At 71.9% G+C, this 13,841-nt stretch carries 13 protein-coding genes and 1 pseudogene; 11 read left to right on the forward strand and 3 right to left on the reverse strand.

The annotated features are described in order from the left end of the window. Positions 1-818, reverse strand: a pseudogene (locus tag ABZ342_RS45340) (transcriptional regulator); the annotation flags it as partial. Positions 819-1,186: 368 nt separating this feature from the next. Between ABZ342_RS45340 and ABZ342_RS45345 the strand changes: the two are divergent. Genes ABZ342_RS45345 through ABZ342_RS45395 form a run of 11 tightly spaced genes read left to right on the forward strand, consistent with a single transcriptional unit; the run spans position 1,187 to position 11,801 of the window. Further along, on the forward strand, positions 1,187-1,696 hold the full coding sequence (locus tag ABZ342_RS45345) for a general stress protein (RefSeq protein ID WP_360487240.1): 510 nt from the start codon (positions 1,187-1,189) through the stop codon (positions 1,694-1,696). Then, complete coding sequence (gene dnaK, locus ABZ342_RS45350) at positions 1,696-3,561, forward strand: molecular chaperone DnaK (protein WP_360487243.1); 1,866 nt, start codon at positions 1,696-1,698, stop codon at positions 3,559-3,561. Before ABZ342_RS45345 ends, dnaK begins: the two co-directional genes overlap by 1 nt. Positions 3,562-3,568: 7 nt before the next feature. Continuing rightward, positions 3,569-4,126 (forward strand): nucleotide exchange factor GrpE, encoded by a 558-nt coding sequence (locus tag ABZ342_RS45355; protein ID WP_360487246.1) that lies wholly within the window; start codon positions 3,569-3,571, stop codon positions 4,124-4,126. Positions 4,127-4,132: 6 nt separating this feature from the next. Then, positions 4,133-5,047 carry a J domain-containing protein gene (locus ABZ342_RS45360; RefSeq protein WP_360487249.1) on the forward strand — a complete coding sequence of 305 codons (915 nt, stop codon included), beginning with the start codon at positions 4,133-4,135 and terminating at the stop codon, positions 5,045-5,047. Continuing rightward, a complete protein-coding gene (locus ABZ342_RS45365) occupies positions 5,047-5,343 on the forward strand; it encodes a chaperone modulator CbpM (protein WP_155546809.1) in 297 nt (98 codons plus the stop codon). Before ABZ342_RS45360 ends, ABZ342_RS45365 begins: the two co-directional genes overlap by 1 nt. After that, positions 5,334-7,964 carry an ATP-dependent chaperone ClpB gene (clpB, locus tag ABZ342_RS45370; RefSeq protein WP_360487253.1) on the forward strand — a complete coding sequence of 877 codons (2,631 nt, stop codon included), beginning with the start codon at positions 5,334-5,336 and terminating at the stop codon, positions 7,962-7,964. Before ABZ342_RS45365 ends, clpB begins: the two co-directional genes overlap by 10 nt. Then, entirely contained in the window at positions 7,961-8,407 is a 447-nt protein-coding gene (gene trxA, locus ABZ342_RS45375) for a thioredoxin (protein ID WP_360487256.1), read from the forward strand. The genes clpB and trxA overlap by 4 nt, the downstream gene beginning before the upstream one ends. Next, complete coding sequence (locus ABZ342_RS45380) at positions 8,404-8,667, forward strand: UBP-type zinc finger domain-containing protein (RefSeq protein ID WP_155546806.1); 264 nt, start codon at positions 8,404-8,406, stop codon at positions 8,665-8,667. The genes trxA and ABZ342_RS45380 overlap by 4 nt, the downstream gene beginning before the upstream one ends. Next, the gene (locus tag ABZ342_RS45385; RefSeq protein WP_360487259.1) at positions 8,664-10,319 is read left to right on the forward strand and encodes an FAD-dependent oxidoreductase; all 1,656 of its coding nucleotides are present in this window, start codon (positions 8,664-8,666) and stop codon (positions 10,317-10,319) included. Before ABZ342_RS45380 ends, ABZ342_RS45385 begins: the two co-directional genes overlap by 4 nt. Before the next feature lie 16 nt (positions 10,320-10,335). Beyond that, positions 10,336-10,875 carry an STAS domain-containing protein gene (locus ABZ342_RS45390; RefSeq protein ID WP_155546804.1) on the forward strand — a complete coding sequence of 180 codons (540 nt, stop codon included), beginning with the start codon at positions 10,336-10,338 and terminating at the stop codon, positions 10,873-10,875. Then, positions 10,872-11,801 (forward strand): PrsW family glutamic-type intramembrane protease, encoded by a 930-nt coding sequence (locus ABZ342_RS45395; protein WP_360487263.1) that lies wholly within the window; start codon positions 10,872-10,874, stop codon positions 11,799-11,801. Before ABZ342_RS45390 ends, ABZ342_RS45395 begins: the two co-directional genes overlap by 4 nt. Positions 11,802-11,919: 118 nt before the next feature. Here the strand turns inward: ABZ342_RS45395 and ABZ342_RS45400 are convergent, their stop codons facing one another. After that, the gene (locus ABZ342_RS45400; protein ID WP_360487266.1) at positions 11,920-12,339 is read right to left on the reverse strand and encodes an STAS domain-containing protein; all 420 of its coding nucleotides are present in this window, start codon (positions 12,337-12,339) and stop codon (positions 11,920-11,922) included. A gap of 152 nt (positions 12,340-12,491) precedes the next feature. Next, complete coding sequence (locus ABZ342_RS45405) at positions 12,492-13,823, reverse strand: MFS transporter (RefSeq protein ID WP_360487269.1); 1,332 nt, start codon at positions 13,821-13,823, stop codon at positions 12,492-12,494. Positions 13,824-13,841: the final 18 nt, after the last annotated feature.

Genomic DNA, 13,841 nt, shown 5'->3' on the forward strand with positions numbered 1-13,841 from the left:
CGCACCAGGGAGATGAGCCGGTCCTTCACCCGGACCGGCTCGGACAGGGTCGCGGCGTGCCGGAGCAGCTCCTCGCGCCGGTGCACGCCGACCTTGGGGTACGGGTCCGGGCGGCCGGGGCCGCCCCACGCGCGCAGGTTGCCGAACCGATCCTCAATCGCTACCGGCAGCGCGGTCAGCTGGTGCAGCGCGTGCGCGATGCCCGGCTCGCCGGCCCCGGAAGCCGGGACGGTGGACAGCACGTCGTGCACCAGCTTCTGCTGCTTGAGCCGCTCCACCGACGCGGACAGCTGATCGTTGAGCTCCCGCAGCGCCACCGACTGCCGCCGCTCCCGCTTGAGCAGCGCGGAGTTCGCCAGCGCCGCGGCGGTCTGCTGGCCGAGCGATCCGAGCAGGAAGAGTTCGTCACGCGGCGGGGGGTGCTCGGCGCCGACCACGAGGTTGGCCGTCAGCCCGCCCGGGCCGCCCGGCTCGCGCAGCGCGTAGCACCAGCGCCACCGGCCGTCGGCGAGGTCGATCCGCCCGCTCCGCCCGTCCATCCCGCCGACCTCCGCGCCGAGGTCGGGATGAACCTCGCGCACGTCGTCCTGCAGGGTGCTCGTGCCGTCCTCGTCGACGAGGAACGCGGCCTCGGTCTCGCAGCCGCTCAGCGTCGGCACCGAGGTGGCGGCGAGCCGCAGGATGTCCGCCGCTTCGCGGCCGTCGAACATCATCGTCGAAATGGCGAAAAGGCCGTGAAGATCCGACAGCTGGGCACGCCACCCGCTGTCCGACGTGGCTTGGCGGACTCGCGAGAACCCCTCGTCCTCGGTCGTCATTTCCGGCCTCCTCGCCGCAGACCTGGCGTTTTGCACCCTACGCCGTGCCGATCTGTTCCGCCGGGTCGAAGTGGTTCCCGGAAATTCGTCCCGTGGGGCTGACGCGAGGCGGTGGGCGAATTCGCGACGGTAAGGGGGATCGGAAACGAACGCGAAATCGGTTCGGGTCGGACCGTCCCAGCAGGATGATCCGCACCGGAACGGCACAAGATCATGGCATTGAGCGCTTCGATCCCTTCCGTGATCGGGAGCTGGACACCTCCCGCTGCCGGCCGGCTTCGAGCGCGGCGTCCTGACCCTCCGGATCCCGTCGCCGAGCCGGGCGAACCTCGGGCCGAAGAAACACGCGAACGCCTAGGAGGCGACCCATGACCGCACAGCCGGGCGCGACCGCGCCCGCCCCACGCCACGCCACCGAACGTGTCCCCATCGCTTCGTACGACGACTACCGCGACGCGGAGCGCGCCGTCGACCACCTTTCCGACCGGGGCTTCCCGGTGCAGCGGACGGCCATCATCGGCCGCGACGTGCAGCTGGTCGAGCAGATCATCGGCCGCCTCGACTACGGCGGCGCCGCCCTGCGCGGAGCCGGCTCCGGCGCGCTGACCGGGCTCCTCATCGGCTGGCTCTTCGGCCTGTTCAACTGGTTCAACCCGGTCCTCGCCACGCTGACGCTCTCGCTCTACGGGCTCGTCTTCGGCGCGATCGTCGGAGCGGTCTTCGGGCTGGTCGTGCACGCACTGCAGCGCGGCCGCCGGGACTTCGCGTCGGTCCGCGCGATGGCGCCCGCCCGCTACGAGGTCGTCGCCGACGCCGAAGTCGCCGACGAGGCCCGCGCGCTGCTGGCGCAGCTGCCCCCCACGTCCGGAGGTGCGTGATGGCCAAGGCGGTCGGGATCGACCTCGGCACCACCAACTCGGTGATCGCCGTCTGGGAAGGGGGTGAGCCGAGGGTCATCGCCAACACCGAGGGCGCCCGGACGACCCCCTCGGTCGTCGGGTTCACCGACAGCGGCGAACGGCTGGTCGGGCAGCTCGCCCGCCGGCAGGCGATCCTCAACCCGAAGGGCACCATCTACTCGGCGAAGCGGTTCATCGGCCGCAAGTTCGACGAGGTGTCCGACGAGGCCAAGGCGGTCGGGTTCGACGTCGTCGAGGGAGAGGGCGGCGTGGTCCGCTTCGACATCCGCGGCAAGCTCTACTCGCCGGAGGAGATCAGCGCGCTGGTGCTGCGCAAGCTGGCCGACGACGCGGGCAAGAACCTCGGCGAGCGGGTGACCGAGGCCGTGGTCACCGTGCCCGCGTACTTCAACGACGCGCAGCGGCAGGCCACCAAGGACGCCGGGAAGATCGCCGGGCTGAACGTCCTGCGGATCATCAACGAGCCGACCGCGGCCGCGCTGGCCTACGGGCTGGACTCCCAGCAGCAGGAGACCGTGCTGGTCTTCGACCTCGGCGGCGGCACGTTCGACGTCAGCCTGCTCGACGTCGGCGACGGCGTGGTCGAGGTGCGGTCCACCGCGGGCGACAGCCACCTCGGCGGCGACGACTTCGACCGCCGGATCGTGGACTTCCTCGCCGACAAGTTCCGCTCGGACAACGGCATCGACCTGCGGCAGGACGCCCAGGCCCTGCAGCGGCTGTTCGAAGCGGCGGAGAAGGCCAAGGTCGAGCTGTCCTCGGTCAGCCAGACGAGCGTCAACCTGCCGTTCATCACCGCCGACGCGGGCGGGCCCAAGCACCTGACCGCCACCATCCGGCGCTCGGAGTTCGAACAGATCACCGCGGACCTGGTCGAGCGCTGCCTCGGCCCGGTGCGCCAGGCGATGTCCGACGCCAAGGTGAGCGCGAACGACATCGACGAGGTCATCCTCGTCGGCGGCTCGACCCGGATCCCCGCCGTGCAGAGCCTGGTCCGCCGGCTCACCAACGGCAAGGACCCGAACATGAGCGTCAACCCGGACGAGGTCGTCGCGCTCGGCGCCGCCGTGCAGGCCGGGGTCCTCACGGGCGAGGTCAAGGACGTCCTGCTGCTCGACGTCACACCGCTTTCGCTGGGCGTGGAGACCCGCGGCGGGGTGATGACGAAGATCATCGAGCGGAACACGACCATCCCGGCGCGGCGCACGGAGGTGTTCTCCACCGCGGAGGACAACCAGCCCGCCGTCGACGTCGTGGTGCTGCAGGGCGAACGCGAGCGCGCGGCCGACAACCGGGTGCTCGGGCGGTTCCAGCTCAAGGACATCCGGCCGGCGCCGCGCGGCGAGCCGCAGGTCGAGGTGACGTTCGACGTCGACGCTAACGGCATCGTCAACGTCACCGCCCGCGACAAGGACACCGGTGCCGAGCAGGGCATCACGATCACCGAAAGCTCGAACCTCGACCAGTCCGACATCGAACGGATGATCAGCGAGGCCGAGCGCAACCGCGCCGACGACGAACGCCTCCGCGAGGAGGTCGAGGCGCGCAACCTGCTGGACACGGCCGCCTACCAGGTCGAGAAGGCGATCACGGACCAGACGCCGGCGCACGAGAAGGCCCGCGCGGAGATGCTGGTGAACGACGCGCGCGAAGCCGTCCAGTCGGAAGCGCCGCTGGACCGGGTGCGCGAGCTGACCTCGGAACTGCAGCAGGTGCTGGCCGGGCTCAGCGCGGCCCGGCCGGGCGCGAACGGCGGTCCGCCGCCGGAGCAGGCACGGGCCGAGGACGACGACGTGATCGACGCCGACTTCGACCGGGCGTGAGGAAACCATGGCCACCACAGGGAAATCCGCGGAGCAGGGGACAGCCTCCGCGGACGCCGCCGGGACGGGCGCCGAGTCCGGCCCCCAGGACGCGCCCGTTCCGGCGGTGGGGCAAGAGCGGATCCGGGAGCTGGAGGCGAAGGTCGCCGACTTGGAGGACCGCTGGCGCCGGGCGATGGCCGACGCGGACAACCAGCGCAAGCGGCACGCGGCGGAGCTGCGCGCCGAGCGCGGGGCCGAACGGGCCCGGGTCGCCGCGGCGTTCCTCCCGATCATCGACAACCTCGAACTGGCGCTCGCGCACGCCGGAGCGGATCCCACCGCCGTCGTGCAGGGGGTGCTGGCGATCCGCGACCAGGCCGTCCAGCTGCTCGCCGGGCTCGGGTACGGGCGCGACGACGAGAGCGCCGTCCCGTTCGACCCGGCCCGCCACGAGGTGGTCGCCGTCGTCGACGACCCGGACGCCGAGCCCAACACGGTGACCCGCGTCGTCCGGCCCGGGTACGGGACCGGCGGCGGGCAGCTGCGGCCGACCGCGGTCACCGTGGCGAAGCCGCGGGGGTGAGCGTTCGTGGCACGGGACTTCTACGCCGCGCTCGGGGTCGGCCGGGATGCCGGCACCGAGGAAATCCAGCGGGCGTACCGGAAACTCGCCCGCGAGAACCACCCGGACGTCAACAAGGACCCGAAGGCCGAAGAGCGGTTCAAGGAGGTGAGCGAGGCCTACCAGGTCCTGTCCGACCCGGAGCAACGGCGCAAGTACGACCGGTTCGGCGAGGACTTCCGGCAGGTGCCCGACGACTGGGAACAGCGCGTCGGCGCCGGTGCCGGACCGCGCGGCCGCCGCGTGCGCAGCACCACCACCGGCGGTGGCGGGGGCTTCGAGGGGTTCGAAGGCATCGACATCGAGGACCTCCTCGGCGGCTTCTTCACCGGCAGCCGGGGGCGCGGTGGCCCGGTCCCGGGCGCGGACCAGGAGGCCGAGCTCGAGCTGACCGTCGAGGAGGCCTATCGCGGCGGGCGGCGGCACCTGAACATCGGCGGTGACCGCGAATACGACGTCACGATCCCACCGGGCGTGCTCGACGGCCAGCGCATCCGGCTGGCCGGCCAGGGCGGCCAGGGCTCGGGCAACGCGGCCCCCGGCGACCTGTTCCTCGTCGTCCGCATCCGGCCGGACCGCCGGTACCGGCTCGAAGGGCGCGACATCCACGTCGAGCTCCCGGTGACGGCGTCGGAGGCCGCGCTCGGGGCCACCGTCCCGGTCACCACTCCCGGCGGCGAGGTGAAGGCGCGCGTCGTCGCCGGGTCGTCCAGCGGGCGGCGCCTGCGGCTGCGCGGCGAGGGCATGCCGAACCGGAAGGGCAAGCCCGGCGACCTCTACGCCGAGGTCAAGATCATGGTGCCGAAGCGCCCGAACAAGCGTGAACGCGAGCTGTTCGAAGAGCTCGCCGCGGTGTCCGACTTCGACCCCAGGAGGACCTGATGGCGCAGTACGTGCTCGTCCGCCCGGCGCGGCTCGACCTCGAGACCGTGGCGGCGCGCACCGGGCTGCACCCCGAGCTGCTCCGCCGGTTCGCCGCCCTCGGCCTGGTGGAGACGACCCCGGACGCGAACGGGCGGCCGTGCTTTCCCCTGTCCACAGTGGCCAGGCTGGCCCGGATCCAGCGGTTGCGCGCCGCCCTGCCCCTCAACTACGCGGCGCTCGGGCTGGTGCTCGACCTGCTCGACCGCATCGACGTCCTCGAAGGACAAGTCAGGAGCCGTCGGCGATGGACATGAACAAGCTGACCCAGAAGTCGCAGGAAGCCCTGCAGGAAGCCCAAAGCATCGCCGGACGCTCCGGCCACACCGAAACCGACGGCGAGCACCTGCTGCTCGCGCTGATCGACCAGCCCGAGGGCCTCGTGCCGCGGCTGCTCGCGCAGACCGGCGCGGACGTCGACGCGCTGCGCGCCGCGGTCGAGGCGGAGGTCGGGCGCCGGCCGAAGGTGACCGGGCCCGGCGCGTCGCCCGGGCAGGTGTACCTCACCCGGCGGCTGGCCGGGGTGCTCGACACGGCGGAGCGGGAAGCCCGGCGGCTCAAGGACGAATACGTCTCCGTCGAGCACCTGGTCCTGGCGCTGGCCGAGGAGGGGACGAAGTCGGCGGCCGGGCGGATCCTGCACGACCACGGCGTCACCCGCGACGCGTTCCTGACCGCGTTGACGAAGGTCCGCGGCAACCAGCGCGTCACGTCGGCGACGCCCGAGGGTGCCTACGAGGCACTGGAGAAGTACGGCCGCGACCTGGTCGCCGACGGACGCGCCGGCAAGCTCGACCCGGTGATCGGGCGCGACACCGAGATCCGCCGCGTCGTCCAGATCCTCTCCCGCAAGACGAAGAACAACCCCGTGCTCGTCGGCGATCCCGGCGTCGGCAAGACCGCGATCGTGGAAGGGCTCGCGCAGCGGATCGTGCGCGGCGACGTGCCGGAGGGCCTGCGGGACCGCACGATCTTCTCGCTCGACATGAGCGCGCTGGTGGCCGGGGCCAAGTACCGCGGGGAGTTCGAGGAACGGCTCAAGGCCGTGCTCGGCGAGGTCAAGGCGGCCGAGGGCCGGATCATCCTGTTCGTCGACGAGCTCCACACGATCGTCGGCGCGGGCGCCACCGAAGGCGCGATGGACGCCGGCAACATGCTCAAGCCGATGCTCGCCCGCGGCGAACTGCACATGATCGGCGCGACCACGCTGGACGAGTACCGCAAGCACATCGAGAAGGACGCCGCGCTGGAGCGGCGGTTCCAGCCGGTCGTCGTGCCCGAACCGGCCCTCGAGGACACCATCTCCATCCTGCGCGGACTGCGGGAACGGCTCGAGGTGTTCCACGGTGTCAAGATCCAGGACGCCGCGCTCGTGGCCGCGGCCGTGCTGTCGCAGCGTTACATCAGCGACCGGTTCCTGCCGGACAAGGCGATCGACCTCGTCGACGAGGCGTGCGCGCGGCTGCGCACGGAAATCGACTCGATGCCGGCCGAGCTCGACGAGCTCACCCGGCGGCTGACGCGGCTGGAGATCGAGGAAGCCGCACTGGCCAAGGAAACCGACAAGGCGAGCAAGGCGCGGCTCGAGGAGCTCCGCAAGGAGCTGGCGGACCTGCGGGCCGAAACCGACGCCAAGAAGGCGCAGTGGGACGCCGAACGCCAGGCGATCCGGCGTGTCCAGGAGCTGCGGTCCGAACTGGAGCGGGTGCGCCACGAAGCCGAAGAGGCGGAACGGAACTACGACCTCAACCGCGCCGCCGAGCTGCGCTACGGCGAGATCCGCGAGCTGGAGCGCCAGCTCGAGGGCGAGGAGGAACGGCTGGCCCGGAAGCAGGGCGAGAAGCGGCTCCTGCGCGAGGTCGTCACCGAGGACGAGATCGCCGAGATCGTGTCGCAGTGGACCGGCATCCCGGTGTCGAGGCTGCAGGAAGGCGAGCGCGAAAAGCTGCTGCGGCTAGACGAGATCCTGCACGAACGGGTCGTCGGGCAGGACGAGGCCGTCCGGCTGGTCGCCGACGCGATCATCCGCGCCCGCTCCGGCATCCGCGACCCGCGCAAGCCGATCGGGTCGTTCCTCTTCCTCGGCCCGACCGGGGTCGGCAAGACGGAGCTGGCGAAGACCCTGGCCGCGGCGCTGTTCGACAGCGAGGACAACATGGTCCGGCTCGACATGAGCGAGTACCAGGAGCGGCACACGGTCTCCCGGCTGCTCGGCGCGCCGCCGGGGTACGTCGGCTACGACGAGGGCGGCCAGCTCACCGAAGCGGTGCGGCGCAAGCCGTACGCGGTGGTGCTGTTCGACGAGATCGAGAAGGCGCACCCGGACGTGTTCAACACGCTGCTGCAGGTGCTCGACGACGGGCGGATCACCGACGCGCAGGGCAGGCTGGTCGACTTCCGCAACACGGTGATCATCATGACGTCCAACATCGGCTCGCAGCACCTGCTCGACGGCGTCACGTCGTCCGGCGAGATCAAGGCGGAAGCGCGGGACGCGGTGCTGGCCGAACTGCGCCACCACTTCCGGCCCGAGTTCCTCAACCGCCTCGACGACACCGTGCTGTTCACCCCGCTGGGGCTGCCGGAGATCGAGCGGATCGTGGAGCTGCAGTTCGACCAGCTGCGCCGCCGGCTGGCCGAGCAGGGCATCACGGTCGAGCTCACCCCCGCGGCGCGGCAGTTCATCGCCGGGCGCGGGTTCGACCCGGTGTACGGCGCCCGGCCGTTGCGCCGCTACATCTCCCACGAGGTCGAGACCCGGATCGGGCGCGCGCTGCTGCGCGGCGAGCTGACCGAGGGGCTGGTGATCGTGGTCGACGCGGCCGACGGCGACCTGACCGTCGACTTCCGGGCGTCCGACAAGGAGGCAGCAGCATGAGGACCGTCGTTGTCACCTGTGAGCACTGCGGGAAGAGCAACCGGATTCCCGTCGCCGCCGACGGATCACCGAAGTGCGGGAACTGCCACCAGCCGCTGCCGTGGGTGGTCGACGCGGGCGACGGCGACTTCGCGCAGATCGCCGAGCAGGCCGGGCTTCCGGTGCTCGTCGACCTGTGGGCCACCTGGTGCGGCCCCTGCCGCTCGGTGAGCCCGGCGCTGGACCGGCTCGCCCGCGCGCGGGCCGGGAAGGTGAAGCTGGTGAAGGTCGACGTCGACCGGGCGCCGGAGATTTCGCGCCGGTTCGACGTCATGGCCGTGCCGACGCTCCTGGTGCTGCACGGCGGCGAAGTCGTCCGGCGGCAGGCGGGCGCGGCCCCGGAGAACGTGCTGCGCGACTGGCTCGACCAGGCGCTGAACTCCGTACAGGAGGCGAAGACATGACGACCGTCACCGACCCCCACCTGGCCCTCGTCCGCGAGGTCGTGCCCCGGACGCCCCAGGGCTGCCAGGAGTGCCTCGCCGCCGGGACCCCGTGGGTGCACCTGCGGCTGTGCCTGACCTGCGGGCACGTCGGCTGCTGCGACTCGTCGCCGATGAAGCACGCGCGACAGCACGCCCACGCCATCGGCCACCCCATCGTCCGCTCGTTCGAGCCCGGCGAGAACTGGCGCTGGTGCTACGTGCACGAGGTGTTCGTATGACGCTCTCGGCGGAAGACCTCGTCGAGACCCCGGATCCGCACGGCGCGTTCCCCCGGCTGACCCGCGAGCAGCTCGACACGCTCTCCGCCGCGGGCGAGCGTCGGGCGGTGCGGCCGGGTGAAGTGCTTTACGCGCAAGGGGAACAGTCGACGAGCTGGTACGTCGTCCTGAGCGGCAAGGTCGCCATCCAGCACCGCGAAGGCGACGAGACCAGGACCGTGCGCGTCCACGGTCCCGGGCGGTTCCTCGGCGAACTGGGCCTGCTCGAAGGGCAGCCGTCGTTCTTCGGCGCCGTCGCCGCCGAACCCGGCGAGGTGCTCGTCCTCCCGGTCGGCGAGCTGCAGCGGCTGGTGACCGGCGACCCGGTCCTCGGCGACCTGATCCTGCGGGCCTACCTCATCCGCCGCGCGCTCATCATCGGCTCCGGCGACGGACTGCGGATCGTCGGCTCGTGCTACTCGCCGGACACCCGGCGGCTGCTGGAGTTCGTGGCCCGCAACCGCCTGCCGTACCGGCTGGACGACCTCGACGAGGACCGCGGGGCCGAGGCGCTGCTGCGCCGGCTCGGCGTCACCGTCGACCAGACCCCGGTGGTGGTGCTGCCCGGCGACGGCGTGCTGCGCAACCCCGGCAACGCCGAACTGGCCCGCGCGGTCGGGCTGCGGCACCAGGAACCCTCGGCCGGCGTGCGCGACATGCTCGTGGTCGGCGCCGGGCCCGGCGGGCTCGCGGCGGTCGTCTACGCCGCCTCGGAAGGGCTCGTGACGTCGGCGTTCGACGCCGTCGCGGCGGGCGGGCAGGCCGGCACCACGTCGCGGATCGAAAACTACCTCGGCTTCCCGTCCGGGATCTCGGGGGCGGAGCTGGCCGAGCGCTCGGTGCTCCAGGCGGCCAAGTTCGGGGTCCGGGTCGCCGTCCCGGGCGAGGCCCGCACGCTCGCCCCGCGCGGTGGGTTGTACGCGGTGGGCTTCGACGACGGCACCGAAATCGTCACGCGCACGGTGATCATCGCGACCGGAGCCCGGTACCGGCGCCTGCCGCTCCCGAAACTCGAGTACCTCGAAGGCACGTGCCTCTACTACGCCGCGACCCCGCAGGAAGCCCGGCAGTGCCTGGCCGACCCGGTCGCCGTGGTCGGCGGCGGCAACTCCGCCGGACAGGCCGCGGTGTTCCTGGCGGACACCTCGCCCGTGGTGCACCTGCTGGTGCGCGGCGGCGATCTCGGCGCGGACATGTCGCGCTACCTGGTCGACCAGGTCCAGCGGCACCCGCGGATCCGGGTCCACCTGCACACCGAGGTCCGCGAGGTCGTCGAGGACGGCAAGACGATGTCGGGCGTCGAGGTCGAGGACAACCGCACCCACGAGCGAACCCGGCTCGACGCCCGCGCGTTGTTCGTCTTCATCGGGGCCGCTCCCCACACACGCTGGCTGTCCGGCCACATCGCGCTCGACGAAGACGGGTTCGTGCTCACGGGCGCGGACGTGGGCGCGGGGTCATCGCGAGCGCCGTTGCCACTGGAGACGAGCAGTCCCGGCGTGTTCGCCGTCGGCGACGTCCGGCACGGCTCGGTGAAGCGGGTGGCCTCGGCGGTGGGCGAGGGCGCCATGGCCGTCCGGCTGGTGCACGAGCACCTCGCGCAAGAACGCTGACAACCGGAGGATCCCCATGACCACCAGGCTTTCCCATCCGCCCATCGCGCTCACGGAACTGGATCACCTGCTCAGCCGCGCGGCACCCCCGCGCGAACTCACCATCAGCTCGACCCTGCATCCGGGGCGCTACACGGTCGTCGCGATCGCCGGCTGGATGGACGCGGCGGCGCTGCGGACGGTCGCGGGATACCTGGCCGGGCTGGTCCACGCGGGCGCCCGCCAGTTCGTCGTCGACCTGTCCCGGGTCGAGCGGCCCGGCGACGACCTCCTCGTTCTGCTGCACCGCTTCGGCGACCGGCTGACGGCGGACGGCGGCACGCTGGAGCTGATCGGGCTGACCCCGCCCGTGCTGTACGAGCTGGACGACGAGGCCCTCGCCGAAGTCTTCGCGCAGTACCGGGCCGCCTTCGAAGGCGGCCTGCGGCAGTGGGCGACACTGCACTGCCCGCAGGGCTTCGACGGGGTCGCCGAACCCGGCTCCCCCGCCCGTTTCCGCGCGTTCGTCGACACCGGCGCCACCGGCCGCGGCGAGCGGTTCGGGAGGCGCCGATGACCACCGTCGGCCGTCCCCAGCGACGGACGTGGGCCCGGATCTTCGTGATCGGCCTGGTGCTGTGGGTGCTCTCGGTCATCGTGACGTACGCGACCGGCAACCCCAACCTGCTGCCGACGCTCGTGCTGCTCGGCAGCTTCCTGGTGCCGGTGACGTTCGTGGCGTGGGCGTTCGAGCGCCGCGACTCCGGGGAGATCACCGCCGAGCTGGTGTTCCGGAACTTCCTCGTCGGCGGGGTGCTGGGCGTCCTCGGCGCTTCGGTGCTGGAGGCCTACCTGCTGTACCCGTCGGTGTGGCTGTACGTGTGGGTCGGGCTCATCGAGGAGGCCGTCAAGCTGGTCGCGCTCGCCCTGCTGACGCGCGGGCTGGCCGTGAAGTCCATGCGGGACGGGCTCATCCTCGGCGCGACCGTCGGCTTCGGCTTCGCCGCCTTCGAATCCGCGGGCTACGCGCTCACGTCGTTGTTCACCGCGCAGGGCCTGTCGCTGACCGACCTGGTCACGACCGAGCTGCTGCGCGGGCTGCTCGCTCCGGTCGGACACGGGCTGTGGACCGCCATCCTGGGCGGGCTGCTGTTCGCGTGGAGCACGCGCGAGCACTTCGTGCTGAGCCTGCGCCTGGGGCTGGCTTTCCTCGGCGTCGCGCTGCTGCACGCTCTGTGGGACTCCATGTCGACCATCGCGCTGGTGGTCACCCTGCTGCTGACCGGGCAGGTGGCGGTGTACGACCCGCGCGTCCTCGTGCCGCCGCCCGAGGACGTGACGACGGTGTACACCGTGACGACCTGGGTGGGCCAGGGCGTGATCGCGCTGCTCGGAGTGCTGTGGCTGCTGGTCCTGATCCGGCGCTCACGGCAGGAACGCCGGGCACCGCAGTGGGCCTACCGAGTCCCGGCCATGCGCACGCCGGCCACCCGACGGTACTGACCCGGGGCCCCGGCAAGGTCGCGATCGTGCGGCCGACCGGCTTCCCCATGTCATGAACGACTCGTTCACCTCGTCAGACGACCTGAACGAGTCGTTCATGACATGCGGGCCTCGGCGCTTATCCACCGCCGGTCGGCGCCGTGACGGCCCGGCCGATGCCGGCGTGGATGTCGAACCGGCCGACCAGGCCGAGCACGGTGAGCGGGCGCAGCACGGCCCGTGACGGGCGGGCCAGACGCATCGGGATTCCGGCGTCCCGAAGCGTGAGCCGCGTGTGCTCCAGGACGCCGACACCGCCCGCACTGAAGAACCCGACCCGGCCCAGGTCCACGACCACGAGCCGGTTGCCCGTCGCCAGCACGCCCCCGAACGCGGTACGCAGGTCGGCGAGGCCGGCCACGTCCACTTCACCGCCCACCGCCAGCACGGTGACGTCCCGGCGGACCTGGCAGGTGCACACCCACAGTCCCCGGCGCACGCACACCGGGAGACAGGCATCCCGACGCGTCTGGTCGGCGTGCTCTCTCGGCTCGGCCATGGCGCGGCTCCCCTCCCGCTCGGCGAACGTCCTTTCGGAGTAGGACGAGTTCGTATTCTGCCGAGCCGGAGGGAATCGCTCCTGGTCCTGAGGGCATGAAGATCGGGGTGCCGGTCAGGCCCGCGGGGCCGATCGGCCCCGCGGCACCGCCGTCAGGCAGGGGTGGTTTCGTCGGTGACGGTCCGGGCGTGACGCTCCCGATCGAGCGCGCCCCGGGTTTCCGGGGCGGCCCAGATCGCGACGACGAACACCAGGGTCGCGCCCACCAGGAAGAGCGCGAGCCGCGAGGGCACGTCCGACAGCTCCGGGCTGAGCAGGCTCACCAGGGTCGGCATCAGGCCGCCCAGCATGAAGCCGAGGTTCCAGCTCACCGCGGTGCCCCTGGCCCGCAGCCCGGTCGGGTACCGCTCGTTGAGGAAGATCATCAGCGGCGCGTACGCGGCGTTGGACAGCATCACCATGACCGCGCACAGCAGGGCCACCACCACGCCATGCCCGCCGCCCACGGAGGCGATCCCCCAGGTCAGCACCGGCAGCGCGACCAGGTTGACCAGGCCGAACCCGAGCATGGTCCGGCGGCGGCCGAGCCGTTCGCTCAGCTCGCCCGCGCCGATCGCGGCCCCGATCACCACGACGCTGCTCACCAGCAGGATGATGCCGCGCGCGCCGGCCGGGACCCCGACCACCTCGCCGAGCAGGGTGGGCAGGTAGCCGGACGTCAGGTAGTACTGCGCGCCACCACCGGCGGCCACCGCGATGTTCAGCGCGAGGATCTTCTTGCCGCGGCCCCGGACCAGCTCCCGGAACGGCACCGGAGCCTGCCGTTTCCCCTCGAACTCCGGGGATTCCTCGACCTTGCGCAGCACGAACAGGCTCAGCAGCGCACTGAGCAGCCCGCAGAAGAACAGCACCCGCCAGCCCCACTGGTCGAACGCGGGGCCGGTGAAGATCGCCGAGACCACGATGTAGGCCAGGCTGGCCAGCGCGGCACCGAGGCCCGCTCCCCCGGCCCCGATCAGCCCGCTCATCAAGCCACGCCGGCGCGGGCCGATGCTCTCCGTGCCGAGCGTGTGCGTGGTCGCGGTGACGCCGCCGACGAACAGTCCCTGCGCGATCCGCAGCGCGAGGAACAGGATCGGGGCGAGCACGCCCACCGCGGCGTGGGACGGGACCAGGCCCATCGCGGCCGTGGTGACGCCGACGCCGCCCATCACCAGCACCATCGTCGACTTGCGGCCCTTGCGATCCGCCAGCTCGCCGAAGATCGCGGCACCCGCCGGGCGCATCACGACGGTGACCGCGAACGAGCCGAACACCGCGGCGATGCCCAGGGTCGGGCTGCTGCTCGGGAAGATGGTCTTGCTGATCGGCCCGGCCACGTAGAGCAGCAGGAACAGGTCGAACAGGTCGAAGGACCAGCCGGCGACGGAAGCGAATACCGCGGCACGAGGCGACTTTGACCGTGGTGCGATATCGGGTGCCAAGATTTTCCCCTTACGGGA

This window comes from Amycolatopsis sp. NPDC005961, assembly GCF_040629235.1.
Lineage (GTDB): Bacteria > Actinomycetota > Actinomycetes > Mycobacteriales > Pseudonocardiaceae > Amycolatopsis > Amycolatopsis camponoti.